Below are 26559 nucleotides of genomic sequence, written 5' to 3'. Positions count from 1 at the left end.
GGCCATCCTGCCCTCTGCGAGAGCGGGATGGCCCCTGGAGAGTCCCGGCGTCCGGGATCAGGCGGCGCAGTTGCCGGTGACCGGCTTGCCGGCGAACCGGTCGGAGAGGAAGGCCATCGCATCCGGCTCGCTCCAGAGCATGCCGGTGGCGTGCTCGGCGAGCGTGTAGGTCTTCCAGGTCAGGTTCGCGCCCTTCGCGCACCACGCCTTGTGCAGCGTGTCGGCCTGCCCGAAGGCGACCATCTCGTCATAGACGGCGTGCGCCTGGAACACCGGGACGGACGGGGCGGTCGAGCCGAGCTTGTTGGCGTTCAACCGCTGCTGCCACTCGGGCGTGTCCAGCGGGTTGCTGGTGGTGTAGTCGCTGATCTTCTTGAAGAACGTCCCGGCCAGCGTGGAGATGCCGTCGACGCTGACCAGGCAGAGGCTCTCGGCCTTCTGCAGCAGCTCGCGGCCCCTGTCGTTGAGGTACTTCTCCAGGTCCAGCTCGGAGTAGGCGGCGTCGTAGCCGACGGCCGCCATGAACATCAGCCCGACGAACGCGGAGCCGTCCAGGTTCTTGGCGACGGCGAGCAGGTCCGCCGGGACGCCGCCCGCGTAGACGCCCTTGAGGTCGAGCTCGGGGGCGTAGGTCTTCGCCAGTTCCGCGGCCCAGCCCGTGGACGTCCCGCCCTGGGAGTAGCCCCAGAGGCCGACGGGCGCGCCGCCGAGACCCGCCTCCGGAAGGCGCTGCGCGGCCCGCGCCATGTTCAGCACGGCCTTGCCCTGCGAGCCGCCCACTTCGTAGGTGTGCTGGCCCGGCGTGCCGAGGCCCTCCATGTCGGTGACAGCGACGGCCCAGCCGCGGCTGAGCGCGTCCGCGATGAAGAACTCCTCGTAGTCCATGCCCTGGGTGAGGGTGTAGGACGGGGCGCACGCGTCGCCGAGGCCGCGCGTCCCGACGGCGTAGGAGACGAGCGGGCGCTTGCCCTGGCCCGTCCACGCCTTGGTCGGGACGAGGACCGTGCCGGACACGGCGGTCGGCTGACCCTGCACCGTCTCCGAGCGGTAGAGGACCTGCCAGGACTTGACGCCCTCGTACGGCGAATGGTTGATCGGGTCCACGGTGAACACGGCCGACCGCGACCGGATGACATCGCCGGGCTGGCCCGCGGGGAGCGGCGCGGGCGGTGTGTAGAACGGGTCCTGAGCCGGGGTGGTGGTGTCCTGCGGCGCCGCTGCGGCGGCGCCCTGCAGGGCGGCCGCCGTCATGGCGGCCGCGAGACAGGACGCCACCACGGTGCGCAGCACCCGGCGGACGGTGATGGACATGGCGGGTAACCCTTCGTCGTCGCCCTGCCGTCGGCGTGACGGCCACCCGACCGTAACGTAATTGGACACTTACTCCAATGCGGTTGGAGACGCATCGGCCGTGCGGGTTTTGTAGGCGCCTGACAAACCGGCCTGACCGGCCGGCCGGACGAAGGGGTCTGGCGAAGAGGCTGGCGAAGAGGTAGCGCGAAACGGCCGCTACCAGCGGACGGGGAGCCGCGTCGGCCCCCTGACCAGGCTCGTCTCACGCCACGGGACGTCCTGCGCCGGGACCGCGAGAGCGAGGCCGGGGAACTCCGCGAGCAGGACGGTCAGCGCCGCCTCGGCCTCCAGGCGGGCGAGCCTCGCGCCGAGGCAGAAGTGCGCGCCCAGCCCGAACGCGATATGCGCCGGGCCGTCGCGGGTCGCGTCGAACTTGTCGGGCTCGGGGAACACCCCGGGATCGCGGTTCGCCTCGCCGAGGAGCGGCAGCACCAGCTCCCCCTCCGCGATGCGGCCCGACGGGAGGTCGACGTCCTCCGCCGCCATCCGCGGAAGCCCGTACACGGCGGGCGTGTCGTGCCGCAGCAGCTCCTCGATCACCCCCTCGGTGGGCTCGAGGCCGCGGTAGAGGTCCTCGGTGAGCAAGGTGAAGACGCTGGACGCGATGAGGTTCGCCGTCGTCTCGTGGCCGGCGATGATCAGCGCGATCACCAGGCTGACCAGTTCTTCCTCGGTGAGCGCGTCGGAGCCGTCCCGAGCGGCGACGAGGTCGTCGATGAGCGCCTCGCCCGGGTTCGCGCGGCGCTCGGCGAGCAGGCCGTCGACATGGTCGCGGAACTCGTGCTGCGCCGACACCCGCTCGTCCGCCTTCAGTTCGGACGTGCTCAGCGTCGCGTCGGCCCAGCGGCGGTAGAGCTCGCGGTCGTCCTCGGGGACGCCGAGCAGCTCGCAGATCACCCGGACCGGCAGCACGAACGCGAACTCGGAGACCAGGTCGGCCGGCGGCCCGTGGGCGGCCAGATCGCGGGCCAGCTCCCGGGTGATCTCGATGACGCGGGGCTTCCACCGGGCTATCCGGCGCGGCGCGAACGCGCCCGAGACGATGCGGCGGATGCGGGTGTGCTCCGGCGGATCCATGTTGAGGATCAGGTGCGGGTCGTCGCTGATGTCCTGGCCGCTGGCCAACCGCCCGCCGCGCGTCCGGCTCAGGTCGCGGCTGAACCGCGGGTCGGCGAGTATCTGCCGGACGTCGTCATAGCGGTGCGCGGTGCGCATCGTGACGCCGTTCGGGAAAGCGATCTCCGACAGTCCGTCTTCGACGGTCATCGTTCCTCCCTCTGGGTCCCACTCCGCACAGGTAACACCCGCCGCCCGCGCCGACGGTCGGCGTGGCCGGGTCCGGCCGCGAGTCGGCCCTTCCATTCACCGCCCCGGCCGGCGCGGTGCCGGCGCGCGGAGTCGACCGTCATCGCTGCGTACATGAGGGCGACGGCGGGCAGTGCGACGGCCCGCAGGGGCGACAGGCCGTAGAAGCGGAGCATGGGCACGTAGGTGAGCGTCATGATCGTCCAGGCGAGGGCGCCCGCGCCGAGGGGGACGGGACGAGCGGTGAGTCCGCCGGCGAGCGCCGCCGCGGGCGGCGCCGCGTACAGCAGGAGCAGGCCGAGGACGGTTCCCGCCAGCAGGGCCGGCGAGTAGCGCAGCTGGTGGTAGGCGCTGCGGGCGATCATCGTCCACAGGTCGGCGAGGCGGGGGTAGGGGCGGCGGCTGACCACGTCCCGGCTGAGGTCGAGGCGGCAGCGCCCGCCGGCGCGCTTGATGAGGCGCCCCAGCGCCACGTCGTCGATCAGCGCACCGCGGATCCCGTCGAGGCCGCCCGCCTTTTCGAGCGCGGCGCGGCGGACGAGCATGCAGCCCCCGGCCGCCGCGGCGGTGCGCGCCCCGTCCCGGGTGACGCGGCGGAACGGGTAGAGCTGCGCGAAGAAGTACACGAAGGCGGGCACGATCACCCGTTCCCAGCGCGTCCGGACGCTCAGCGTCGCCATCTGCGAGACGAGGTCGCGCGGGCCGTCGACGGCCTCCCGGACGAGTCGTCCCACGGTGCCGGGCTCGTAGGCGATGTCGGCGTCGGTGAAGAGGTAGAAGTCGGGGTCGCCCGCCGCTCGGACGCCCTCCGACATGGCCCACACCTTGCCCGCCCATCCTTCGGGACGGTCTCGCGCGGACACGACCTGATCCGCGAGCCCGGCGGCCGTCTCGGCGGTGCCGTCGCGGCTCCCGTCGTCGACGAGGACCACACGGAAGACGCCCGGGTACTCCTGGGCGAGCAGCGTCGGCAGGGTTTCCGGGATGACGGCCGCCTCGTCGCGGGCCGGGATGACGGCCGCGACCTCCGGCCATTCGCGCGGGTCGTCCCCTGGCGGCAGGCCCGGACCGGTTCGCCAGAAGGCGCCGTGGCCGAGGGCCAGGTACAGCCATCCGGTCAGCGCCACCAGGGCCAGAACGTCCACGATCACCACGGTTCGCAGCGTGACACCGGGGTGCGCGGCCCGTCCACCAGGCGCATCGGCGCAGCGTGTCGGACGCTAAAGTCACGCGGATGGACGAGGTCCTCTGGAAGGCCGCCGACAAACTGCGGGGGGCGGTCGACGCGGCGCAGTACAAGGACTTCGTTCTCGGGCTGGTGTTCCTCAAGTACGTGTCCGACTCGTCCGGCGAGGGGGCCTTCGCCGTCCCGGACGGGGCGCGCTGGGCGGATCTCGTCGGCGGGTCCGGGGGCCTCACCGGCGGGTCCGGGGGCCTCGGCGAGCGGATCGACGCGAGCATGGACGCGATCATGCGGGCCGATCCCACCCTCGGCGGTGCGCTCCCGAAGATCTTCGGCGGGGTCGACGAGCGGCGGCTCGGCGAACTCGTCGCACTGATCGGGGAGGTCCGTTTCGACGGGAAGGCCGCGCGGGACGTCTTGGGCGAGGTCTACGAGTACTTCCTGGAGAAGTTCGCCCGCGCCGAAGGAAAGCGCGGCGGCGAGTTCTACACGCCGCCCTGCGTGGTGAGACTGCTCGTCGAGATTCTGGAACCTTACAAAGGGCGGGTGTACGACCCGTGCTGCGGTTCCGGCGGCATGTTCGTCCAGGCGGAGAAGTTCGTCCTGAGCCATCGGGGACGGATGGACGACATCGCGGTGTACGGGCAGGAGGCGAACGAGCGGACATGGCGGCTGGCCAAGATGAACCTCGCCGTCCACGAGATCGCCGGCGACCTCCGCCGTTCGGACACCTTCCACGACGACGCGCACCCCGGCCTCCAGGCCGACTACGTGCTCGCCAATCCCCCGTTCAACATGTCGGACTGGTATCGCGACGCCGGCGACCCGCGCTGGCGCTACGGCGTGCCACCGGCCGGCAACGCCAATTTCGCCTGGATCCAGCACATCATCTCCAAGCTCGGGCCGGGTGGGCGCGCGGGCGTGGTGATGGCGAACGGCTCGATGTCGTCCCGGCAGTCGGGCGAGGGCGTGATCCGCGCGGCGCTGGTGGAGGCGGGCCTCGTGTCGTGCGTGATCGCGCTGCCGGACCGGCTCTTCCGCAGCACTCCCATTCCCGCGTGCCTCTGGTTCTTCGACCGGACTCCGCAGGACCGGAGCCGGGTGCTCCTCATCGACGCCCGCGACATGGGGACGATGGTCGACCGCACCGAGCGCGTCCTCACCGAGGACGACATCGCCCGGATCGCGGGCGCGTACCGTTCCTGGCGCGGCGGAGGCCACGCGGACGTCCCGGGGTTCAGCCATTCGGCCGACCTGGAGGAGCTCAGGGCCCATGACCACGTCCTGACGCCCGGCCGCTATGTCGGCGCGGCCCGGGCGAACACCGGCGACGAGCCCGCGACCGCGAGGGTCGAGCGCCTCACCAAGGAACTCTTCGCGCATTTCGAGGAGTCGGCGCGCCTCGACCATGTCGTCCGCGCGGAACTGGGACGCCTGGATGGCTGACGTGACGCTCGGCGAGATCGTCGATTTCTCGAACGGGAAGTCGCACCCCGCCGAGGGCGCCGCCTACCGGACGTACGGAGCCAACGGCGTCATCGGCACATCCCGCGATTTCAACACGGGCCCGCACAGCACCGTTGTCGGCCGCGTGGGCACCTACTGCGGGGCCGTCCATTACAGCCCCGAACCGTGCTGGGTCACCGACAACGCCATCATCGCCACCCCCAGAGAGGGAGCGAACCCCCGCTACATCTACTACCTGCTGAAAAGGCTCGCCCTGAACCGGTACCGCATCGGGTCCGGGCAGCCCCTCCTCACCCACGCGATCCTGAACCGCCTCACCACCACCCGCCTGACCAGGGAGCAACAGGATTCGGCGGCGTCCGTCCTGGCCGCGCTCGACGACAAGATCGCGCTGAACGACCGCATGGCCGCCTGCGCCGACGAACTGGTCCGCGCCCGTTACGCGACGTTCGCGTCCCGTCCCTCGACGCGGATCGGCGACCTCGGCGAACTCGTCCGCTCCACCGTCCCGGCCGGCCGGATCGAGGACGAGAACTACATCGCGCTGGAGCACATGCCGAAACGCCGCATGTGGCTGTCGACATGGGCGGACACGTCCGGCGTCACCAGCGCGAAGAGGCGCTTCTCGTCCGGCGACATCCTCTTCGGCAAGCTCCGCCCCTACTTCCACAAGGCCGGACTGGCCTTCGTGGACGGCGTCGCGTCGACCGACATCCTCGTCGTCCGCCCGAAGGACCCCGGCCACCGCGGCTGGCTGCTCGCCGCCCTCGCGAGCGACGAGATGATCGCCCACGCCTCCGCCGTCAGCGACGGCACCCGGATGCCGCGCGCCGGATGGGCCGACATCGCCGCCTTCGAGGTCCCCTGGCCCGGCGACGCCGAAGCCCGGAGGTTCACCGCGTTCGTCGCCCCCCTGGCCGCCCGCGTGGAGGCCGCGACGGCCGAGACCGGAACCCTGACCGCCCTCCGCGACACCCTCCTCCCCCACCTGATCCCGTGACGTCCAGCACGGCCGCGGGCCATCATCGGGAGGATGGAGTATCTGCTCAGCAACCGGCAGGTTGAGGCCGGGGTACGGTTCGAGGCGATCTCGGAGCTGTTCGACTCGTGGACGTTCCGCCACATGGACGACATCGGGGTCGGCGACGGGTGGCGGTGCTGGGAGGTCGGCGCGGGCGGGCCGTCCGTCCCGGCGTGGCTGGCCGGACGCGTCGGCGAAGCCGGTCGCGTGCTGGCGACGGACATCGACGTGTCGTGGCTCGGCGACGCGCCGGTGGACGTCCGGCGGCACGACATCGTGCGGGACGAGCCGCCCGAGGGGCCGTTCGACCTCGTCCACGCGCGGCTGGTCCTGGTGCATCTGGCCGACCGGGACGCGGCGCTGCGGACGATGGTCGAGAGCCTGCGCCCCGGCGGGTTCCTGCTCGTCGAGGACGCCGACCCGGCGTTGCAGCCGCTGGCCTGCCCCGACGAGCGCGGTCCCGACGAGCGTCTCGCCAACAGCGTCCGGCGGGGCTTCCGCACGCTGCTCGCCGAGCGCGGCGCGGACCTCGCCTACGGCCGCACGCTCCCCCGGCTGCTGCGCGAAGCGGGGCTGGAAGACGTTCGCGCCGACGCGTTCTCCCCGATCTCCTCTCCCGCGTGCGGGGTGCTGGAGACCGCGACCATCCTCCAGGTCCGGGACCGCCTCATCGCCGGCGGTCACGCCACCGGCGGGGAGATCGATCACCTTCTCGCGACGATCGCCGAAGGCGGCCTCGACCTCACCTTGGCCCCGCTGATCTCCGCCTGGGGCCGCGTCCCCGACCCCGAAGACGACAGGGACCACGAACCGTAAAGGGAGGGACGAACCGGGACATCGGCCGAACGTTCGCGTGATCATTCGCGTGCGGACGGTAATGGTTGGCTGGATGCGAGGGGTGGCTTGCGTGCGTGCAAGCGGCGGTGACTCAGCTGTGCGGCTGCGTCAGAGTTTGTGTTGTTTCACTCCACGTCCGACTTCGACTTGGCCTGAGAACACATGTTCGCTTACAGCCCGACACGGAGACGTGAAACCACCGCCGCCATGGACGCTACAGACGCGTTGCCAGGAGGGGCCGTCCTGGTCCCGGAACCTTCCCTCGAACTCGGCATCCCGTCCGCCTGGAACAACGGCAAGTCGTCCGGGCGGCTCATCGGAGAGATCGACCTCGCCGCGACGCCGCCGGCCGTGCGGCTCGCCCGGTCCTACGTCCGGGAACTCGTGGGGCAGCACTTCGGCGCCGACCGGTCCGAACTCGGCGACCTCGAACTGCTGACCAGCGAGGCGATGACCGGCGCGGTCCTGCACGCCGGGCTGCGGCCGGACGGGACGATCACGCTGTCCGTCCTGCACCTCGACCGGTACGTGCGGATCGAGGTCACCGACGGCGGGCCCCCGAACGGGCAGCAGCGGCCGGTGGACGAGCACCTGCCCGGGCACGGCCTCGCACTGCTGAAGGCGCTCGCCACCGACTTCGGCGCCCACCAGGGCAGGAACGGGACGACGTTCTGGTTCGGGATCGGCGTCCGGGAAGGGTGGCGGCTGCCGTGACGCCGGAGTCGGCGTGGCCGGTGCGGACGCGGGTCGTCCAGGCGCACGGGGTCTTCCTGGACCGCGCCGCCGCACCGCGCGCCGTCCCGGGATGACGGGGCGCCATGGCCCCCGCGGTGCTCTCCGTCGACGGTGACGGGACCGACACATCTCTGATTCCTCCGCGCCCGGCGGTGGACGCTTCGCTAGGATCGAAACGTCGACGATTGCCGCACCGAGGGCGAGTGATGACAGCGGACGGCGCGCCGAAGTCTCTCTCCGACATCACCCGGGACATGGGCTTGAACATGTCCGATGTGGCGGCGTTCTCCGGGCTCGACGAAAGCACGATCTTCCGGCTCTGGGACAACGTCGAATGGCTCGACCGGGTCAGCGGGCGTTCCCTGCAGAGCCTCATGTCGTCCGTTCCGGGAATCGCCGAGTACACGATGGCGCACGCCGTCCGGAAAAGGCGCGACGGGCTCGTCGGCGACCTGCACGGCGAAGGGCTCACGGTCGACCTGGACGCCCTGGAGAACTCGACCGTGGCGCAGCAGCATCTGCTGAACGCGCTGGAGGCGGCGCTGCTCATCGTGCGGGGGCAGGCGACGCAGAAGACGTCCTCCTTCATCGCCCGGTTCTGGGGGCGCGAACAGGACCGCGCGCTCGAGTCGATCTATTCCACCGAGTCCGGCCGCGGCCTCCTGCGGGACCCGCGGAAACTCTTCGAGGCCTCGGTCGAGCTGGCCCCCCGGCTGAACCGCAAGAGCTACTCGTTCCACTCGATCCTGGCGCTCAACATCCTGACGCACCAGGTCAGCAAGGTCACCGGGACGCTGGAGGCCGACCTCGGCTTCGAGGTGCCCGGACGGCAGAGCGCGTTCATGATGCGCGGCGTGGTGATGGGCTCCCTGATCAGCTCCGACGACTTCCACCTCGCCGAGCGGTATCGCAGGGAACTGGACGCCACGCCCGTGTACGCGGCACTCGAGGAATGGGCTTTCCCGACTTACACCAGAGACGGCCGGATCAGCAGCGACTTCACCTTGCCGAGCTCCCTGTCGCTGCGCAACACGGCCACCGAGGTGCTGCGCGAGATAGCGGTCTACAACGACGCCTACCTCTACTACCTGGTGTCGACGTACATTCCGCTGGCGCTGAAACGCGACCCCGCCTTCGGCGGCCGGGTCACCGAACTGATCCAGGCGCTGGAACTGCGCGGGGCCGACTGCCGGGACAGAACGGCCAGACAGACCTGCGGCACGCTGGTTCGGCGCCTCAAGGGCATCGCCTGAGCCAGGTGCGGCATGGCGCATTGAGAAATGGGGAGCCGGTGGAGGACGCGGCGCAAGCCATCACGAATCTGACCCGCGAAAGGTGGGAGGCCAACGCGCGGTACTGGGTCAAGATCATCAGGGAGGGCCGCGACCGGTACCGGACCGAGCTGACCGACATCGCCGTCCTCGACGCCGTCGGGCCGTGCGCCGGCCTGCGCGTCCTGGACGCCGGATGCGGCGAAGGGTACCTGTCCCGCAAGCTCGCCTCCCTGGGCGCGGAGGTGACCGGCGTGGACGCCGCGCAGGGCCTCATCGAAGCCGCCTCGTCCGTCCCGTCGCCCGGGGCCACCTTCACCCGCGCCGGCGTCGAAGACCTCCCCCTGGACGACGACCAGTTCGACATCGTCCTCTGCAACCACCTGTTCAGCCACCTGCACGACCCGACCCGCGCGATCGGCGAGTTCGCGCGCGTGCTGAAGAGCGGCGGCCGGCTGATCCTGCTGACGCTGCACCCCTGCTTCTACGTCGAGAACTCCGAGCAGGGCGCGATGGACAGCGTCCCGGCGGCGCAGTACTTCGTCTCGCGCGGCGTCGACCAGCGGTTCCTGGTGGACGGCCTGGAGTCCCCCTCGCTGATCACGAGCTGGCTCCGGCCGCTGGAGTACTACGCTGGAACGCTCCGAGACGCCGGGTTCGTCATCGCGGACCTGCGCGAACCGCATCCGACGGAGCAGCAACTCCGGGACGACCCGTGGTGGCGCAAGGGCTTCCCCACGGCGTTGTTCATGCTGCTGGTCGCGGAGCGCCGCTAGAGTCCGCCCATGGAGGACGTGCCGCCCGGCCTGGCCGAGCATCCTGACAGGCTCCGGTGGAACGCCAAGTACGGGGACGCTCCCGGGCTGTCGCCCGTCCATCCTCTGGCGGAGCGGGCACTGTCGCTGCCGATGCCGGACGGCGGGGTGCTCGACCTCGCGTCCGGTCCGTCCGGCAGCGCCCTGCTGGCCGCCGAGGCCGGGCGCCGCGTGACGGCCGTCGACATCTCCGAGCTCGCCCTGGACCGGCTCGGCGCGGAGGCGCGGAGGCGCGGCCTCGGCTCGCTGATCACGCTCGTCCAGGCCGACCTCGGGGCCTGGCGGCCGGAGCCGTCCGGGTACGCGCTCGTCCTGTGCACCGGTTTCTGGGACCGCGCCGTCTTCGGGCGCGCGGTCGGCGCCGTTCTGCCCGGCGGCCTGCTGGGCTGGGAGGCGTTCACCGAGGACGCCCGCCGGAGCCGTCCGGGGATGCCCGCCGGATGGTGCCTCGCGCCCGGCGAGCCCGCCTCGCTCCTGCCGGACGGCTTCACCGTCCTCGACGAGACCGACGACGCACGCACCGCCAAACGCCGCCTCCTCGCCCGCCGCTAGTCGAGGTCGACGACCACCGGGGCGTGGTCGGACGGGCCCTTTCCCTTGCGGGCCTCCCTGTCGACGTAGGCGGAACGGACCCGCTCGGCGAAGGCGTCGTTCCCGTAGACGAGGTCGATGCGCATCCCCAGGTTCTTATGGAACGCCCCAGCACGGTAATCCCAGTAGGTGTAGGGGTGAGGGCCCTTCATCGGGGTTGGGACGATGTCATTGAGGCCGAGGTCGCGCAGTTCGGCGAGTGCCTGGCGTTCGGGCGGCGTGACGTGGGTGGAGCCGATGAACACGGACGGGTCCCAGACGTCGTCGTCCGTGGGGGCCACGTTGTAGTCGCCGGTCGCCGCCAAAGGCACCCCTGCGGAGAGTTCGGCGGTGAGCGCGTCACGCAGGGCCGCGAACCATTCGAGCTTGTAGAGATAGTGGGCCGACTCCGGGGTGCGGCCGTTCGGCGCGTAGAGCGACCAGACCCTTATCCCGCCGCAGGTGGCGCCGATGGCGCGTGCCTCCGGCACCAGCAGCACGGGCTCGGTGAGCTTGGCCTGGACGCCCTTGCCCTCAGCCTCGGCCTCGGTCTCGCCCTCGTATGCGGGCTCGCCGGGGAAGCCGTTCGAGACGTCCTCAATGCCGACCCGGGAAAGAACCGCCACGCCGTTCCAGCGGCCGTCGCCGTGCGCGGCGGTGTCGTAGCCGAGTTCCGCGACGTCGTCGGACGGGAACTTGTCCGCGCGGCATTTGGTCTCCTGCAGGCACACCACGTCCGGCTTCGTCTCGTCCAGCCAGGAGAGAAGGCGCGGAAGCCGGGCCTTCACCGAGTTGACGTTCCACGTCGCGAGGCGCATTCCCCCACCCTGCCATCCGGCGCGCCCGGGGCACCCGGCCGGCAGGGTTATCCTGACGGCTTCTCCTGTCCCCTTCCGGACGGCACCGCGATCCGCGCGTGACCGGTAGATTGCGGGTCGGCCTCCTTTACACGGTTTTCACGCTGCGCTTAGCCCGGCCCTGGAAGGGTGGTCACGTTCGTGATGTCGTCTAACCCGGAGCAAGTGAGGAACCATGTCCGAGGATGACAAGCCCCGGGGCAAGCCGGTGGTCAAGGCGAAGGCGAAGATCCCGAACGCCCAGAGCATTCGCAGCCCCGAGTTCACCCCGCACGGCATCAGCGCCGGGCGCGGCAGCGGGCTGAACCGGCCGTCGGCCCCGTCCGCGCTGACCGCCAAGCAGGCGCGCAAGCGCCGGCTGATGATGATCGCCGGGATCGTGGTGGCCGCGCTGGCCATCTCCGGCGGCGTCGCGTGGTGGGTCACGCGGCCCGGCCCCGAGCTCTCGGTGACCGGCAAGTTCGCCTCCGAGCCGAAGGTCGAGATCCCGACCAAGCTCGCGCCGGTCACGGCGGTGAAGGTGACCACGCCGATCAAGGGGACCGGACGCGCGATCGCCAGCGGCGACACCGTCTACGTCTCCTTCGCCACCTACAAGTGGTCCAAGGACAAGGACGAGGAGAACTCGCGCGTCAAGAGCACGAGCGAGAAGGTCAGCTCCACCTGGGACCAGCAGGCCCAGCAGCCGAGCGGCCCGCGGCCCCTGGTCATCGGCAACAGCGGCCTGAAGGAGATCGACAAGAACCTGGTCGGCCGCACCGTCGGCAGCCGGGTCGTCCTGCAACTCCCGCCGTCCAAGGACCTCAGCCAGCTGAGCCCGCAGCAGATCACCGCCAAGGACGCGGTGGTCTTCGTCATGGACGTCCAGGGCGCCATCGCGAAGGACCCGAAGCCGGAGGGGACCGCGAAGAAGCTGGACGACAAGAACCTGCCCAAGGTCGAGGACAAGGGCGCCAAGGAGCCCAAGATCACGGTCCCGGACGTGGCCGCGCCGGGCAAGCTGCAGGCCAAGACCCTCGTCGAGGGCAACGGGCCGGCGCTCGCCAAGGGCGACGAGGCCATCGTGAACTACGTCGGCAAGATCTGGAAGACCGGCGACACGTTCGACTCCAGCTGGGCCAACAAGCAGCCCGCGAACTTCCCGATCGGCACCGGGGCGACCATCCCCGGCTTCGACAAGGGCCTGACCGGCGCGAAGGTCGGCAGCCGCGTCCTGCTCGTCCTGCCGCCCGCGGAGGGCTACGGCAAGGAGGGCAGCCCGCCCAAGATCAAGGGCACCGACACCCTGGTGTTCGTGGTGGACATCCTCGCCAAGATCCAGAAGTGAGCCGGCCGCGGCACGGCCGCGCGCGGGGCCGCCGGTGAGGACGGCGTGAGAGCGGCGGGGCACCGATCGGCGCCCCGCCGCTCGGCGTTTGCGAGAAACCCGCATTGCGGCGTCCCGCACGACAACCGGCGGGACCGATGGCCCGTCCTCCTATCGGGAAGCCTTGCGGTTGCGCATTGGGCGGTCGGCGCACGGATCCCCTCAGGTATCGTCGGTAACGCATTAATCACGGGGGGCTTGTGAGCGACAGCGAAAAGGCCCCGGAGGGCGGAGCGTCCTCCGGGCCCGCCGAGGTGGGCGGGGACGGCACCGAGGTGGGGGCACCGTCCGGCACGAACGCCCAGGTCACCGGAACGCTGACCGCGGAGACCGAGGAAGCCGTTCAGGACGCCGAATTCCCGGACGCGGGAGACAAATCACAGAACGGCGACAAGGTCCGCGAAGCACCCGACTACGCCGAGGATGCGGGCGAATCACGCGATGCCGGAACACTCCCCGAAGCCGCACACACCGAAGCTGCGCGCACCGAAGCGGCAGATACCGAATCAGCACGCACCGAATCACCCGCCATCGCATCACCCGCCATCGCATCACCCGCCGTCGCATCGGACAACGTGAGCAAGGCGGCCGAGTCCGGCGGGGCCGGTGGGACGGGCGAGTCTCGCGAGGCCGCGGACGAATCTGGGTCGGGTGGTGTCGAAGTGCCGCTCACCGGTGATACCAAGACCATGGCCGCCGCCTCGCCCAAGCACGGAGGATCCCAGCCGCCCGGAGACGACGGCGACGGCGGGGACGGCGGGGGCGAAGGCGGCAAGAAGCCGCGCAGCCGCAGGTCGCGGTACCTGCGCCGGACGCTGTTCCTGCTGCTCGGCTTCATCGGGTTCTGCATCGCCGCGTTCGGCCTCGCCTACCTGTTCACCCCCGTCCCGTCCCCGCAGGAGAAGGCGGTCGCGCAGGGCCCCACCTTCTACTACTCCGACGGCAAGACGCAGATCGCGAAGACCGGCATCAACCGCGACGCGGTCAAGCTCGACCGCATCCCGGAGAGCACCCGCAACGCGGTCATCGCCGCGGAGAACGGCAGCTTCTACGACGACCCGGGCGTGTCGGTGAAGGGCACCACGCGCGCGTTCTGGTCCACGGTGACCGGGCAGCAGTTGCAGGGCGGCTCCACGATCACGCAGCAGATGGTCCGCAACTACTACGGCGGCATCGGCAAGGAGCGCTCGGTCACCCGCAAGCTCAAAGAGATCATGGTCGCGTTGAAGGTCGACCGGGAGAAGTCCAAGGACTGGATCCTGGAGCAGTACCTCAACACGATCTACTTCGGGCGCAACGCCTACGGGGTGCAGGCCGCCGCGCACGCCTACTTCGGCAAGGACGTCTCGGACCTGACGCCCGCCGAGGGCGCCTACCTCGCGGCGGCGATCCAGCAGCCGAGCAACTTCGCCGACCCGACCGGCGACCAGCGCACCGCTGCCGAGCAGCGGTGGCGCGCCGTCCTCGCGAACATGGCCCGGGACGGGTACCTGACCTCGGCCGACGCCGCGGCGCTGACATTCCCCGTGCCGGACAAGGCGAAGATCACCGACGTCCTCAAGGGTCAGAAGGGCTACATGGTCAACGTGGCCAAGAAGGAGCTCACCGAGCGCCGCGGCTACAGCGAGGACGAGATCAACCGCAGCGGGCTGAAGATCACCACGACGTTCGACAAGCGGCTGATGGACTCGATGAAGCAGGCGGTGACGCAGAACGCCCCTGCCGGGATGAGCAAGAAGATCCGCACCGGGGCCGTGTCGGTCGACCCGTCCACCGGGCAGGTGCTCGCCTTCTACGGCGGCCGCGGCTACCTGGACGAGGCGCTGAGCAGTTCCTTCGGCGACTGGGCGCAGGCCGGGTCCGGGTTCAAGCCGATCGCGCTCGCCGCCGCGCTGCAGGACGGCAGGTCGCTCAGCACCACCTACGACGGCAGTTCGCCGCAGTCGTTCGCCGGGTCGTCCATCCACAACGACGGCAACGAGAGCTTCGGATCGGTGAACCTCGTCACCGCCACCCAGCACTCGATCAACACCGCCTACGTCAACCTCGGCCAGGACATCGGCAACGAGAAGATCGTCAAGATGGCCGAGAAGATGGGCATCCCCGAGTCGCAGATGAAGCCGGACCAGCGGAACGCCGCCACGTTCCCGCTCGGCATCGTGTCGCTGCATCCCGTCCAGCAGGCGGGCGTGTACGCGACGTTCGCGTCCGAGGGCGTCCACCGCACGCCGTTCGTGGTGAAGTCCGTCACCGACAACGAGGACCACAAGCGCACGTTCACCGAGAAGGGGAAGCGGGCGCTCAGCGCGCAGAACGCGCGGGACGCGACCTACGCGATGCAGAAGGTCGTCGAGGGCGGCACCGGGACCAACGCCCAGCTTCCCGACGGCCGCGACGTCGCGGGCAAGACCGGCACGACCGACGAGGGCAAGGCGATCTGGTTCAACGGGTTCATCCCGCAGATGGCGACGTCGGTCGCGATGTTCCGCAGCGACGGCAAGCCGCTGAACATCCCCGGCTACGGCGTGTACGGCGGGCAGCTGCCCGCCCAGATCTGGCGCACCTACATGACGGACGCCGTCAACATCAAGGACTACGAGCCCAAGTCGTTCGGGTCGCCGTCGATCCGTCCGGGCGGCGGCTACGGCGGGCCGACCCGCCCGAGCGAGCCGGGCACCACGGAGCCGCCGCGCACGACGGGGCCGTCCGAACCGCCGCCGACCACGCGGGAGCCCGACATCCCGACGCCGCCGACCGGGCTGCCGACCGAAGTACCGACCCAGCCCGGCGGGGGCGGCGGCGGAGGTGACGGCGGCGACCCCGGCGATCCGGGCACCGGCGGTGGCGGCGACGGGGGCGGCGGCACGGGCGACGGCGGAGATCGCTGGGGCTTGACCGGCTGAGGCCGGTCAAGCCCGGCCCCCCGTCAGTCGCAGGCCTCGCCGATGCTGGCCGGCGTCTCCTTCATCACGGTGTTCAGCTGGGACACGTCGCCGGTGCCGACGGCGGTGGCGGCGGAGCGCAGCTTGCCCGCCTCCGCCTTCAGCGCCTTCTTCAACGCGGCGTCGTCGGCCTTCTTCGCCAGCCCGTCCAGCCGTCCGGCGAGCTGCTCGGTCGCCTGCCGCCACCGCGCGGGCTCGGCCGCCGGAAGGCTCCTGACCTGGGTGACGTACTGCTGGAACGCCTTCTTCGTGTCGGTGCACACCTGGCCGGAATTGCCGCCGAGCATCCCGCACCCGCTGAGGGCGCCGAGCACCAACACGCCCCCGGCCAGCGCCCGAACCACCCCGTACCGCATCGCACCCTCCCACTTGATCCCCGACCGGACCCGCATATAATTCCGCACTAGGTCATGAGCGCCAGCGTCAAGCCCCGGCTTGCTGGCCGGCAACCCTTCGTCCGCGATGGGGTGCCCCGGGTGAGGACCTGGCCGGACGCGGCACCGCGTTCCGGCAAGCGCGGATCCCGGCCGTCCTTCCGGGGTCCCTGACCCGGAAGGTCCCGGCATGCCCACGCTGCTCGCCCGCTCCCCCATCACGCCTGCTGTGACGCGTCCCGAGGGGTCCGGAGTTCGCCGGATCCCGCGCGTTGTCGGGGCGGACGTCCCGGTGCCGCTGCGGGACGGCGGCCACGTCCCCTACGCCAACTTCGACTACGCCGCCAGCGCGCCCTGCCTGGAGGCGGTGCACGAGGCCGTCACCCGCGCGCTGCCGTACTACAGCAGCGTCCATCGCGGAGCGGGCTACGCGTCCCAGGTCACGACCGGCGCGTACGAAGAGGCCCGCGAGACCGTCCGGTCGTTCCTCGGGGCGTGGCGGCGCTCGGCCGTGGTGTTCACGCGCAACACCACCGACTCCATGAACCTGCTGGCGCAGGCCGTCCCCGCCGGGACGAGCGTCGTCGTGTTCGAGACCGAGCACCACGCGTCCCTGCTGCCGTGGAAGCGGGCCGTGCGGCTTCCCGCGCCCGCCACCCCGGCCGAGGCCGTCTCCGCCGCCGACCGCGCGCTGCGTTCGTGCCCGACCGGGTCGCGGCTGCTCGTCGTCACCGCCGCGTCCAACGTCACCGGCGAGCTGTGGCCCATCGAGGAACTCGCGCGGGTCGCGCACCGCAACGGCGCCCGGATCGCGGTGGACGCGGCGCAGCTCGTCCCGCACCGCCCGCTCGACATGACCGCGCACGGCCTCGACTACGTCGCGTTCTCCGGGCACAAGCTGTACGCGCCGTTCGGCTCCGGCGTGCTCGCCGGGCGCGCCGACTGGCTGCGCGCCGCCGTGCCCTACCTGAAGGGCGGGGGCGCCAGCGCGTCGGTCGGGGAGACGACCCGGTGGGCGGCGTCCGCCGAGCAGCGGCACGAGGCGGGGTCGCCGAACGTCCTCGGCGCGATCGCGCTGGCCGCCGCCTGCGAGACCCTCTCGGCCTGCTGGTCGGATCTGGCCGTCCGGGAGGAGGCCCTCGTCGGCCGGCTCCGCGCGGGGCTCGCCGCGCTGCCGCACGTCCGGGAACTGTCGCTGTGGGGCGACCGGGCTCCGCGCGTCGGGATCGTGTCGTTCACCGTGGACGGCTGGAACGCGCGCGACGTGGCGCTTACCCTGTCGGAGGAGCACGGCATCGGCGTCCGGGACGGGAAGTTCTGCGCCCACCCCTTCGTCCGGCATCTGGTGGGCGGGGAAAGCGCAGTCCGCGCCAGCCTCGGCATAGGGACGAGCGAGGAGCACATCGACCGGCTGCTCACCGCCCTCGCGGGGCTGACAAGGGGCTGACCTGCGAACAGCGGCGGGCAGTCAGATGATTATGCTCTTTGGTCCTGTTCGCCCATGTAGCGTAGGCACTCGCGCGGGGACGAGCACGGAGGAAACAGGGGGTGGCGACCGTGGCCGACGCGTGGCGACCCACGTCGGAGCTGGAACACCGACTGCAGGAGACCGTACGGGCCGGGGACCAGGAGAGCTACTTCCGCCTCCTCGCGGACAGCGAACTCGTCGTCCCCGTCCCGCCCGAACTGGTGGACGGCGTGCTCGCCAACGAGACGCAGCCGTCCTGGCCGACCCAGGAGGAGGACGGCCGCGTCCACGTGCTGGCCTACACCTCGGCGTCGGCGATGCGCGCCTGCCTGGGGCCGTCCTACCAGCACTTCATGACGCTCCGGTTCGGCGACATCGCCGAGACCTGGCCGGACACCCGCTGGTGGCTCGCCATCGACGCGCCCGCCCACGGCGTCGGCACCGTCCTGCCCATCGAGGCGCGGATGCCGGCGTGGTTCGTCCGCCAGGTCGCCGACGGCGACGGCCGCCCCCCGCAGGTCGGCCGCGCGCCCGCGCCCTGGGAGGAACTCCGCGACCAGCACCGCGAGCTGCCCCGGCAGTCGCCCCGCCCGGAGTTCCAGCCCGCGAACGACGTCGAGCGCGAACTGCTGCGCGCCGCCGCGAACAACGACCACGACCTGTTCCTGCAGACCCTCGCGGCCACCGACGTCCTGCTGCCCGTCCCGGACGACATGGACTTCACGCTCCGCCCCGGGCGGCCCGGGTTCCCGTGGCAGACCCGCGAGGTCGACGGGTCCACGGTCGTGCCGGTCTTCACCTCCCGCGAACGCCTGATCGAAGCGTCCGGCGAGGGCACCGAGTACATCAACCTGCCGTTCACCGTCGCCCTGCGCTACTGGCCGAACCACGACTGGCTGCTCGCCATCAACTCGGGCTCCCCCGCGGGCGGCACCGTCCTCGCCCAGCAGCTCCCCGGCCTCGCCACCTGGGCCGACCAGCGCGCCGCCCAGCGGATGACGGAGCACTTCGAACCGCAGAACGACATCGAGCAACGCCTCTTCGACGCCGCCCGCCGCCGCGACACCGACGCCTTCTACAAGATCCTCCTCGGCGCCCAGGTGCTGGTGCCCGCCGACGCCGACACCCCGTGGGGCATCGTGCCCGGCGACCCCGACTTCCCGTGGCGTCCCGTTCCCGTCCACGGCCGGACGTCCATCCAGGTCTACACGTCCCTGAAGTGGATGAACGAGGCGATCGGCTCGTCCCGCTTCATCATGCCGAGCCTCCACGAGATGGCCGCCGCCTGGCCCGACACGGACTGGACGCTCGTCCTCAACCCGGGCACCCCGATCGACGCCGCCATGGCGGGCGACCAGATCCGCACCCTGCGCGGCCCGGTGACTCCCCCGTCGGCGTCCACACCGCCGCCGCCGGACACCCCGGCGGTCCCGGTGGCCCCTGCCGTCCCCACGGAGGCCGGACGGCACTCGGCCCCACCTGGCGACCCGGCCATGGGCACGTCCGGGGAGCACCGCATCGCCGCGCCCGGCATCCCGCGCGAAGCCTCACCGAACGCCGCGGCCACACCCGGCGACGCCACGAGCCCAAGCCCGCCAAGCGAGCCCAGCACGGGATACGAGCCCGCGGCCAACGCCAGCGAAGAGACGTACCGCGACCTCCGCGCGGCCGACCTGTCCGGCACGCCCGGCGACACAGCCGCCACAGGCGACGCGGCAGACGTGGCAGACGTGGCCCCACGTGCCGAGCCCGGGCAGCACACCGGCTCACCGCACGAAAGCGTTCTGGGCAGCGTAGGCACGTCCAATACGCCAGGCAGCACCGACGTACCCGGCGGTCCGGCAAGCGCACTCCCCCCTGCCGGACCGAGCACGGGACAGGAACCCGCAGCCAACCCCGGCGAGAGGACGCACAGCGACTTCGCCGCGTCCGGAGAACACCGCATCGGCGCACCCCCCGAAACCACGAGCGCAAGCCCGCCCGCCGGGCCGAGCACGGGATACGAGCCCGCGGCCGACCTCGGCGCGGGGACGCACTCCGGCCTTCCAACGTCCGGAGAGCAGGACGTCAGCGCACCAGGCATCGCGCACGAAGGCATACAGAACGCCGCAGGCGCGCCGGTTGAGGCCCCGACCGCAGGGTCGTATGGCGGAGTGAGCGCGGAGCAGGAGCCTGCGGCGCACGTCGGCGAGGGAACGTATCGCGATCCCCTCGGGTCCGCACCGTCCGGCGCGGCCGGTGACGCATTCGGCCCGGCCGACCCGCGCGACGCCGGGAGCAGCATCCCCCCGCGTGACGAGCGCGTCCACCAGGCTGGCGCGCTGCATGAAGGCGCTCCAGACAACGCGGGCACAAACGCGGGCACAGCTGACCTGCCGGGCAGTGCCGAGGTGCCCGATGGGCCGGAGGCCGAGGTTGGCCCCGCGTCGCATTCCAGCGAGGTGCCGTTCAGCGAGGCCGACGCGTCCGATGCGGGGCGGCCCGTCGGCGCGCCGGATGTGTCCGCGCCGGATGTGTCCGCGCCTGGTGTGTCCGCGCCGGGCGGCGTCGGTGCGTCCGGCGCCGAGCTTGGTCACGACACCGGCTCTCCGGAGGGAAGCGTCGCGGGCGCGGCTCCGGGAACCGGCGGCGCTGGCGCGGTCCATGACGGTGAGGGCGCGGTCCATGACGGTGAGGGCGCCTACGGCGGGCCTCGCGCGTTCGGGGAGCAGGGTGCCGACGCGGTCGGCGGCTCTGCCGGACGTGACGATGCGGCTCAGTTCGGGGAGACGTCGTCCGACGTGCCCGGCGCGCAGGGAGAGGCGGGCGCCCGGCCGGGCGACCTGGCACGGGGCGCCGCGGATCCGGCGGGCCCGCCCGGTGAGCGCGGGCTGCGGGCCGTCGAGGACCCCGAGCCGCCGTTCGAGCCCGGGAACCGGCACGACCAGGAGCTGTACGAGGCCGCCTCGGGCGGGGACTCCGACGCCTTCCTGCGGGTGCTGCTGAACGCCAACGTGCTCGTGCCGATCCCGGCCGAGGCGCCCCTTGAGGTGACGCCCGTACAGCGGGAGTTCCGGTGGGACGCGGCGCTGCGGGGCGAGTCCGCCGTGCAGGTGTTCACGTCGCTGGTGCGGCTGCGCGAGGTGCTGCCGGAGTCGCGGTTCGTGTACGTCGACTTCCGGGAGCTGATCGGTGCGTGGCCCAGCGTGGACTGGGCGATGCTGCTCAACCCTGGGACGCGCATCGGGGCGTCGCTGCAAGGCGACCAGGTGCTGGCGCTCAGCGAGTGGGCGGTGCGGGTCGGGCTCGTCCCGGCGCGGCCCGAGGTTCCGCTTCCACCGCCGCGGCCGGAGCCGGACGTCGCGCAGCTGCCGTCCGACCTGGACGACCGCGTCTCGTCCCCGACGATCATGCAGAAGGTCGTCCCGCACGGGCATGTCGCCTGGTATCTGGAGCAGGCCTACGACCGGGTCGGCGGGTTCGTGCACTCGACCGGCGACGTCGCCGAGTTGCAGACGCCCGGACAGTTGTACGAGACGCTGGGTCTGCTGTACGAGGGCTCCCCGTTCTCGCTCGCCGACGACGGCGTGTACGTCATCCGATGGCCCGCCTACTGTCCCGACCTGTACCGCGTCCCCTTCGGCGGACAGGACGAGGTGGAGGTGGCCGCGTGGGGCGAGGCCGGCTGGGTCGTCGAGCGGCCTCCGTTCCTGGGCGGCGGTTTCGCGCCGGGGAGCGCCGGGTCCATCCGCGAGTACAAGGTGGACAGCGTCCGGCTGCCCTACGGGGCGGAGATGTACTACCTCGGCCGCGACCGGTCCGAGCGGTTCGTGGCGATGTACGACCCCGACCAGCTCGCGTGGCTCCGGCCCGAGGCGGGCCCCGAGGGCCGGGACGGACGGACGGAGGCGGCTCAGTGATCCGGGACGGGTACGTCGCGCGCTGGCTCGGACGCGACTTCGAGGCCGCGCCGGGCGCCGACGGCGAGGTCAGGCTGTACACGCCCGGCCCCACGGACGGGTTCGAGGAGCTGCGGGCCGGACGGTTCCGCCGGGTCGTCCCCGCGTCCGAGATCGAGGACCTCCGGTACGTCCGGACGACGTGCCGCTGGCGCGGGGAACGCTTCGTCATCGTCGGCGAGCACGAAACGTGGCTGCGCGTCGAGTACACGGGGGGACGGGCCCCGGTCGCCGAGAATCTGGGGCTCGACCGCATCGACCAGGGCGTCTGGCAGACGTGGGCCCCCGCCTCCGAGGTCGAGGACGTCCGGGAAGAGTTGATCTGATGCCGGACGGGGTTGATTTGCCCCGGAGATCCGTGTTCGCTTGACTCTCGAGGCGATCCCTCGGGTGTTGCATATCGGGCACGGGCGCTCAACGGCGAAGCGACGGAGGTGCTGCGGCGGTGATCTGCCGAGCGGCGGTCAAACCGGTGTTCATCGGTCTCGGCGCGGCGGCCGTCCTCGCCGCCGGCGGCGCGTCCGCCACAGCCGCGACGGCGTCCCCGTCAGACACCCCGTCAGCGTCCGAACCGGTCGCGGGCACCCTCAAGGTCAGCGTCAGCCCGACCAGCGCCGAGGCGAAGCCCGGCGAGGCGGTCACCGTGCGGACGCACATCGAGGCCGTGGACGGCACCGTGTCCGGCATCAAAATCGAGCCCATCGCGGCGACCCCCGCGTCGGCCGACGCGACGATCGAGGGCGACTGCGCGAAGGGCTGCACGTTCGACTCGCTCGCGGGCGGGGAGTCCAAGGACGTCCCGTCGACGGTGTCCGTCCCCGGATCGACGGCGAAGACGGTCACGGTGACGATCAGCGTCACCGTGAGCGCGACCGGTTCGGAGGCGGTGACTCCGACGGCGACGATCAAATACGTCGTTCCGGAGCAGTCCCCCACACCGCCGCCGACGACCAAGACGCCCACCCCCTCCCCCACGAAGAAGCCGACGAAGAAGCCCTCGCCCACTCCCACGAAGACGTCCGGGACGGACGGGAGCGGCGGCTCCGGCGGGAGCGGCGGCTCGGGCTCGGGGGGCGGGTCGTCCTCCAGCGGGTCGGGGACGAGCACTTACGAGCCGCCGTCGCCCAACTCGTCGTTCGACTCCAGGAACCCGCAGGTGGCGCTGCCGCCGATCCAGGCGCCCAGCCCGTCGGTCGCGCCGAGCCCGGTGCCGGGGGCGGGAGGCCCGCAGAGCCGGTTGCAGGGCAACACGGCACCTATCGCGCAGGACCTCACCTTCGAGCGGATGGCGAGCACGCAGATCGCATGGCTGGCCGCCCTGATGGTCGCGATCTCCCTGCTGCTGACGCAGTTGCGGCTCGGACGGCGGCGCATCCCGGCCGGGGCCGCGAAGCGCGTGAAGGGAACGCACCGCCGCCCCCGCCACGGCATGTTCGGCAAGTGAGCAAGCCCCACAAGTGAGCACGGCCCGGCGGAATCGGCGTCGGTTTTCCGTCCGGGCGCGGCGCAGTTGAGGGTGCTCAGATGCCCCGTGTCAGCGTGTAGCAGGCTATGGCGGCGGCGGCCACGACGTTCAGGGAGTCGACGCCGCGGGCCTGGGCCGTCTCGTTCATGGGGATGCGGACGCGGTGATCGGCCTCGTGCAGCCAGCGGGACGACAGGCCGTCCCCTTCGGAGCCGAGGAGCAGCGCCCGGCGGTCGGCCGCCTTCACGTCGTCGATGGGCTCGGCGTCCGGGGCCGGGGTCAGGGCGAGGAGCTGGAATCCCGCGGCGCGGATCACGGAGAGATCGTTGTGCCAGTCGGTCATGCGGGCGTACGGGAGGGCGAACACGGCGCCCATCGAGACCTTGACAGAGCGACGGTAGAGCGGGTCGGCGCAGCGGGGCGCGAGGACGGCGGCGTCCACGCCGAGGGCCGCCGCGCAGCGGAAGATCGCGCCGATGTTGGTGTGGTCGACGATGTCCTCGCAGATGATGAGGCGGCGGGCGCCGCTCAGGACGGTTTGGAGCGGGGGCAGCGGGAGGCGCTCCAGGGATGCCAGGGCGCCGCGGTGCACCTGGAAGCCGGTGATCGACTCCATGGTTGCGTCGTCCGCGACGTAGACGGGGGCGTCCAGGCCGTCCAGGAGGTCGGCGAGCGGTTCGGCCCAGCGGCGCGCCATGAGGAGGGAGCGGACGGGGTGGCCGGCGGCGACCGCGCGGCGGATCACCTTCTCGCCCTCGGCGACGAACAGGCCGTGCTCGGCCTCCAGGCTCTTGCGGAGGTTCACGTCGCGGAGCCGCACGTAGTCGGAAAGGCGGAGGTCGGCTGGGTCCGAGACGGGGATGAGGTCGGCCATGCCTCAAGTCTGCCGCCCGCGGCGGCCGGATCCGGACGGGCGTTCGCGCTGATTCGTACCGCCGTCGTCGCGGTCCGTGACGGAGGGGCCGAACGATGCCAGGCTCGTCCGGTCATACGGTGATGACCTGCGTCATTATCGGTTTTGAGTTCTTTGTAACCTCTGGTTCGTACTACTACAGTGCCGGGAAGCATCGGCGGGTTTCTGGTGAATCGAGGGCAGGCCATGAGCGGACGTCATCGCAATGACTTCCCAGAGGGGGCCAAGGGCGGCTTCGACGCGTCCAGGCCCGTCTTCGGCCCGGCCAACGACGGGTCGTCCGACTGGTTCGGCGGGCGGGAAAGCCAGGACCGGCCGCTCTCCCAGCCCCAGGGCGGGCCGCAGGGAGCACCGCAGGGCTCACCGCAGGGAGCACCGCAGGGAGCACCGCAGCCCGGCGCGTCCGGCGAGACGCCTGAGTGGTTCACCCCTCGGCAGTCCTCCGAGGAGCCGGTCTACGGTTCCGGCGGGTTCGGCGGCGCGTCCGACGCGGGCGGCTACGGTCTCGGACGATCCGGCGGGTACCCGCAGGGCGAGCCGCGGTCGTCGTCCCCGCAGGGTCCCCCGCCCGAATCCTCACCGCTCGCCGGCACCGGGTACAGCGAGTACGACGCGATCCGCAGTTCGGACGGCGGCCCCTCGGGATTCTTCGGCGGCGGTGCGGGCGGTTCCGGCGGGCCGGGCGGATCCGGAGGGTCCGGCGGTTACGGCGGCGGGCCGGGCGGCGGGTCGGGCGGCTATGACAGCGGGTCCGGCGGTTACGAGTACGGCCGCCGCAAGCGCAAGCGCAGCGCGACCGCGCTGATCGGGCCGATGGCCGGGGCCGTGGGCCTCGCGCTGCTGCTCGGCGTCGGCGTCTACGCGTTCGCCGAGAGCGGCGGCGGCTGCTCCGGCGACGACGCGATGAACCTGTCGGTCGCGGTGGCGCCGGACATCGCGCCGGCCGTGGAGAAGGCCGCCGGTCGCTTCAACGACGGCAAGAGCAAGGTCGACGGCAAGTGCGTCAAGGCGACGGTGAGGAAGATCGAGCCGCCGGCGGTGACGACGCTGCTGTCCGGGCAGGCCGTGGCGAGCGGGTCCAAGGAGCGCCCGGACGTGTGGATCCCCGACTCGTCCCTGTGGATCTCGCTGGCGCAGGCCAGCGCCGAGGGCGATGACAAGGGCGGCGTCGTCTCCACCAAGACCTCGGTCGCCAAGAGCCCGATCGTCGTGGGACTGCCGCAGTCCCTCGCCGTGCAGCTGAAGAAGCAGGGCATCACCGCCAGCCCGTCCTGGGACAACCTGCTGAAGGCCGCGGGCGGCGTCGCGGGCGGCGCGGTGACGAAGAACGAGATGATCCCGGCGGGCTCGGTGCGGCTGGTCGTGCCGGACCCGATGAAGAACGCGGCCGGCATGGGCTCGCTCATGGTGACGAGCATGCTGCTCGCGAACGACCCCAACCGGGACTCGATCTTCACCGGCATCGTCCGGACGGTCCGGGAGAGCACCGTCCCGTCGGTGGACGCGGAGTTCGCCGCGTTCCGCAAGAACCAGGGCGGCAAGAAGCCGATCTCGCTGTCGTCCGAGCAGGCTCTCTTCCAGTACAACAAGACGAAGCCGGGCGAGCCCGCGGTGGCGCTGTACCCGATCGAGGGCACGCTGTCGATGGACTACCCGTTCACCGTCACCAGCAAGGACGCCGGCAAGCAGCAGGCGGCCCGGCTGCTGGAGAAGGCGATGAACACCGAGGCCACCCGCAAGGACGTCCAGGAGCTCGGGTTCCGCACCCCCGACGGCAAGGCGCCGGCGGGCTTCACCGAGGCGGCCGGGGTCAGCCCGGCCAAGCCGCGGCAGCTGCCGACGCCGAAGACCCAGGACGTCGCGAAGATCATGCAGGCGTGGTCGAAGCTGTCGCTCGGGCTGCGCATGCTGACGCTGATCGACGTGTCCGGGTCGATGCTGGAGAAGGTCGGGCCGAACACCAACCGGCTGCAGGCCATCGCGGCGGTGTCGCAGGGCGGCCTCAGCATGATGTCCAACGACACCGAGCTCGGCCAGTGGCTGTTCTCGACGAAGATGAACGGCGACCTGCCGTACAAGGTCGCGGTGCCGATCGGCCCGCTCGGTGAGCGGATCGGGTCCACCACCCGGCGCGGCCTCGTCCTGTCGACGCTCAACCAGATGAAGCCGAAGCCGAACGGCGACACCGGCTTGTACCGGACGATGCTGGCCGCGTACAAGCAGATGAACGAGACCTACAAGCCGGAGTTCGGCAACTCGATCCTGCTGCTGACCGACGGCAAGAACGACGACGACGGCGGCCCTTCGCTGGCGGAGACGCTGAAGCAGCTGAAGGCCATGCAGGACCCGAACAAGCCCATCCAGGTGAACATGATCGGGTTCGGCAAGGGCGTGGACCGGGGCGAGCTGGAGCAGATCGCCGCGGCGACGAACGGCAACGTCCAGGTCGCGCAGACGCCGCAGGAGATCTCCAGGATCTTCCTCAAGATGCTGTCCCGGCGGATCCAGTGATCACGTTTCGGTGATCTCATGGATGCGGCAGGTAGTTCTCGATTTTTCCTGCTCTCCGGTGTCAACCGGGCGCCGGAGTCGATCGTCAAACGTGTGGAGGCCCGACGGGGAGCGGGGCCGTCGGGCCTCCGACCTCATTTCCCCCCGGCCCGTGACGGGGAAGTGACC

General features: G+C 71.4%; 20 protein-coding genes and 1 riboswitch. Of the genes, 14 read left to right on the top strand and 6 right to left on the bottom strand.

Annotated features, from left to right (window positions below; all coding sequences use genetic code 11):
* Positions 1-57: 57 nt before the first annotated feature.
* From SM418_RS19105 to SM418_RS19095, 3 genes are all read right to left on the bottom strand, one after another.
* The gene (locus SM418_RS19105; RefSeq protein WP_371942310.1) at positions 58-1311 is read right to left on the bottom strand and encodes a lipase family protein; all 1254 of its coding nucleotides are present in this window, start codon (positions 1309-1311) and stop codon (positions 58-60) included.
* Positions 1312-1509: 198 nt separating this feature from the next.
* Positions 1510-2619, bottom strand: a complete 1110-nt coding sequence (locus tag SM418_RS19100) for a cytochrome P450 (protein ID WP_371942311.1) — start codon at positions 2617-2619, stop codon at positions 1510-1512.
* Positions 2616-3803 carry a glycosyltransferase gene (locus SM418_RS19095; RefSeq protein ID WP_371942312.1) on the bottom strand — a complete coding sequence of 396 codons (1188 nt, stop codon included), beginning with the start codon at positions 3801-3803 and terminating at the stop codon, positions 2616-2618. The genes SM418_RS19100 and SM418_RS19095 overlap by 4 nt, the downstream gene beginning before the upstream one ends.
* A gap of 89 nt (positions 3804-3892) precedes the next feature.
* On the opposite strand from SM418_RS19095, the gene SM418_RS19090 reads away from it, so the two are divergent.
* From SM418_RS19090 to SM418_RS19060, 7 genes are all read left to right on the top strand, one after another.
* Positions 3893-5287 carry a class I SAM-dependent DNA methyltransferase gene (locus SM418_RS19090; protein WP_371942313.1) on the top strand — a complete coding sequence of 465 codons (1395 nt, stop codon included), beginning with the start codon at positions 3893-3895 and terminating at the stop codon, positions 5285-5287.
* Entirely contained in the window at positions 5280-6308 is a 1029-nt protein-coding gene (locus SM418_RS19085) for a restriction endonuclease subunit S (RefSeq protein WP_371942314.1), read from the top strand. Before SM418_RS19090 ends, SM418_RS19085 begins: the two co-directional genes overlap by 8 nt.
* 33 nt (positions 6309-6341) lie before the next feature.
* Complete coding sequence (locus SM418_RS19080) at positions 6342-7145, top strand: methyltransferase domain-containing protein (RefSeq protein ID WP_371942315.1); 804 nt, start codon at positions 6342-6344, stop codon at positions 7143-7145.
* A gap of 228 nt (positions 7146-7373) precedes the next feature.
* On the top strand, positions 7374-7880 hold the full coding sequence (locus SM418_RS19075) for an ATP-binding protein (protein WP_371942316.1): 507 nt from the start codon (positions 7374-7376) through the stop codon (positions 7878-7880).
* Positions 7881-8155: 275 nt separating this feature from the next.
* A complete protein-coding gene (locus SM418_RS19070; RefSeq protein WP_371942317.1) occupies positions 8156-9154 on the top strand; it encodes a hypothetical protein in 999 nt (332 codons plus the stop codon).
* A gap of 38 nt (positions 9155-9192) precedes the next feature.
* Positions 9193-9948, top strand: coding sequence for a class I SAM-dependent methyltransferase (locus SM418_RS19065; RefSeq protein ID WP_371942318.1), 756 nt, complete (start codon positions 9193-9195; stop codon positions 9946-9948).
* A gap of 9 nt (positions 9949-9957) precedes the next feature.
* On the top strand, positions 9958-10539 hold the full coding sequence (locus tag SM418_RS19060) for a methyltransferase domain-containing protein (RefSeq protein WP_371942319.1): 582 nt from the start codon (positions 9958-9960) through the stop codon (positions 10537-10539).
* On the opposite strand, the gene SM418_RS19055 is transcribed toward SM418_RS19060, so the two are convergent.
* On the bottom strand, positions 10536-11375 hold the full coding sequence (locus SM418_RS19055) for an exodeoxyribonuclease III (protein ID WP_371942320.1): 840 nt from the start codon (positions 11373-11375) through the stop codon (positions 10536-10538). The two genes, SM418_RS19060 and SM418_RS19055, sit on opposite strands and share 4 nt — an antisense overlap.
* A gap of 214 nt (positions 11376-11589) precedes the next feature.
* Between SM418_RS19055 and SM418_RS19050 the strand changes: the two genes are divergently transcribed.
* A complete protein-coding gene (locus SM418_RS19050; protein WP_371942321.1) occupies positions 11590-12741 on the top strand; it encodes an FKBP-type peptidyl-prolyl cis-trans isomerase in 1152 nt (383 codons plus the stop codon).
* A gap of 239 nt (positions 12742-12980) precedes the next feature.
* Positions 12981-15683 (top strand): transglycosylase domain-containing protein, encoded by a 2703-nt coding sequence (locus SM418_RS19045; protein WP_371942322.1) that lies wholly within the window; start codon positions 12981-12983, stop codon positions 15681-15683.
* Between the two features lie 23 nt (positions 15684-15706).
* Here the strand turns inward: SM418_RS19045 and SM418_RS19040 are convergent, their stop codons facing one another.
* Positions 15707-16078 (bottom strand): DUF8711 family protein, encoded by a 372-nt coding sequence (locus tag SM418_RS19040; protein WP_371942323.1) that lies wholly within the window; start codon positions 16076-16078, stop codon positions 15707-15709.
* 50 nt (positions 16079-16128) lie between these two features.
* Positions 16129-16245, top strand: a riboswitch (SAM riboswitch).
* A gap of 41 nt (positions 16246-16286) precedes the next feature.
* Here SM418_RS19040 and SM418_RS19035 point away from each other — a divergent pair.
* The 4 genes from SM418_RS19035 (at position 16287) to SM418_RS19020 (ending at position 22946) form a co-directional block, all read left to right on the top strand.
* Positions 16287-17543 carry an aminotransferase class V-fold PLP-dependent enzyme gene (locus SM418_RS19035; protein ID WP_371942324.1) on the top strand — a complete coding sequence of 419 codons (1257 nt, stop codon included), beginning with the start codon at positions 16287-16289 and terminating at the stop codon, positions 17541-17543.
* 101 nt (positions 17544-17644) lie between these two features.
* Positions 17645-21463: an SseB family protein gene (locus tag SM418_RS19030; protein WP_371942325.1), complete on the top strand. Its 3819-nt coding sequence runs from the start codon at positions 17645-17647 to the stop codon at positions 21461-21463.
* A complete protein-coding gene (locus tag SM418_RS19025) occupies positions 21460-21828 on the top strand; it encodes a UCP033725 family protein (RefSeq protein ID WP_371942326.1) in 369 nt (122 codons plus the stop codon). Before SM418_RS19030 ends, SM418_RS19025 begins: the two co-directional genes overlap by 4 nt.
* A 119-nt stretch (positions 21829-21947) precedes the next feature.
* Entirely contained in the window at positions 21948-22946 is a 999-nt protein-coding gene (locus SM418_RS19020) for a hypothetical protein (RefSeq protein ID WP_371942327.1), read from the top strand.
* Between the two features lie 76 nt (positions 22947-23022).
* Here the strand turns inward: SM418_RS19020 and SM418_RS19015 are convergent, their stop codons facing one another.
* On the bottom strand, positions 23023-23841 hold the full coding sequence (locus SM418_RS19015; RefSeq protein WP_371942328.1) for a TrmH family RNA methyltransferase: 819 nt from the start codon (positions 23839-23841) through the stop codon (positions 23023-23025).
* A gap of 225 nt (positions 23842-24066) precedes the next feature.
* On the opposite strand from SM418_RS19015, the gene SM418_RS19010 reads away from it, so the two are divergent.
* On the top strand, positions 24067-26391 hold the full coding sequence (locus tag SM418_RS19010) for a substrate-binding domain-containing protein (protein ID WP_371942329.1): 2325 nt from the start codon (positions 24067-24069) through the stop codon (positions 26389-26391).
* Positions 26392-26559 lie beyond the last annotated feature (168 nt).

The sequence above is a fragment of the Actinomadura chokoriensis genome (genome assembly GCF_041463665.1).
GTDB classification, from domain to species: Bacteria; Actinomycetota; Actinomycetes; order Streptosporangiales; family Streptosporangiaceae; genus Spirillospora; species Spirillospora chokoriensis_A.
This window is presented reverse-complemented; position numbering and strand designations above follow the sequence as displayed.

Bases quoted from the DNA above. Each gene is read 5' to 3' on its own strand.
- SM418_RS19105 (WP_371942310.1), bottom strand. From the start codon at position 1,311: ATGTCCATCACCGTCCGCCGGGTGCTGCGCACCGTGGTGGCGTCCTGT.
- SM418_RS19100 (WP_371942311.1), bottom strand. From the start codon at position 2,619: ATGACCGTCGAAGACGGACTGTCGGAGATCGCTTTCCCGAACGGCGTC.
- SM418_RS19090 (WP_371942313.1), top strand. From the start codon at position 3,893: ATGGACGAGGTCCTCTGGAAGGCCGCCGACAAACTGCGGGGGGCGGTC.
- SM418_RS19085 (WP_371942314.1), top strand. From the start codon at position 5,280: ATGGCTGACGTGACGCTCGGCGAGATCGTCGATTTCTCGAACGGGAAG.
- SM418_RS19080 (WP_371942315.1), top strand. From the start codon at position 6,342: ATGGAGTATCTGCTCAGCAACCGGCAGGTTGAGGCCGGGGTACGGTTC.
- SM418_RS19075 (WP_371942316.1), top strand. From the start codon at position 7,374: ATGGACGCTACAGACGCGTTGCCAGGAGGGGCCGTCCTGGTCCCGGAA.
- SM418_RS19070 (WP_371942317.1), top strand. From the start codon at position 8,156: ATGGGCTTGAACATGTCCGATGTGGCGGCGTTCTCCGGGCTCGACGAA.
- SM418_RS19060 (WP_371942319.1), top strand. From the start codon at position 9,958: ATGGAGGACGTGCCGCCCGGCCTGGCCGAGCATCCTGACAGGCTCCGG.
- SM418_RS19055 (WP_371942320.1), bottom strand. From the start codon at position 11,375: ATGCGCCTCGCGACGTGGAACGTCAACTCGGTGAAGGCCCGGCTTCCG.
- SM418_RS19050 (WP_371942321.1), top strand. From the start codon at position 11,590: ATGTCCGAGGATGACAAGCCCCGGGGCAAGCCGGTGGTCAAGGCGAAG.
- SM418_RS19040 (WP_371942323.1), bottom strand. From the start codon at position 16,078: ATGCGGTACGGGGTGGTTCGGGCGCTGGCCGGGGGCGTGTTGGTGCTC.
- SM418_RS19035 (WP_371942324.1), top strand. From the start codon at position 16,287: ATGCCCACGCTGCTCGCCCGCTCCCCCATCACGCCTGCTGTGACGCGT.
- SM418_RS19015 (WP_371942328.1), bottom strand. From the start codon at position 23,841: ATGGCCGACCTCATCCCCGTCTCGGACCCAGCCGACCTCCGCCTTTCC.
- SM418_RS19010 (WP_371942329.1), top strand. From the start codon at position 24,067: ATGAGCGGACGTCATCGCAATGACTTCCCAGAGGGGGCCAAGGGCGGC.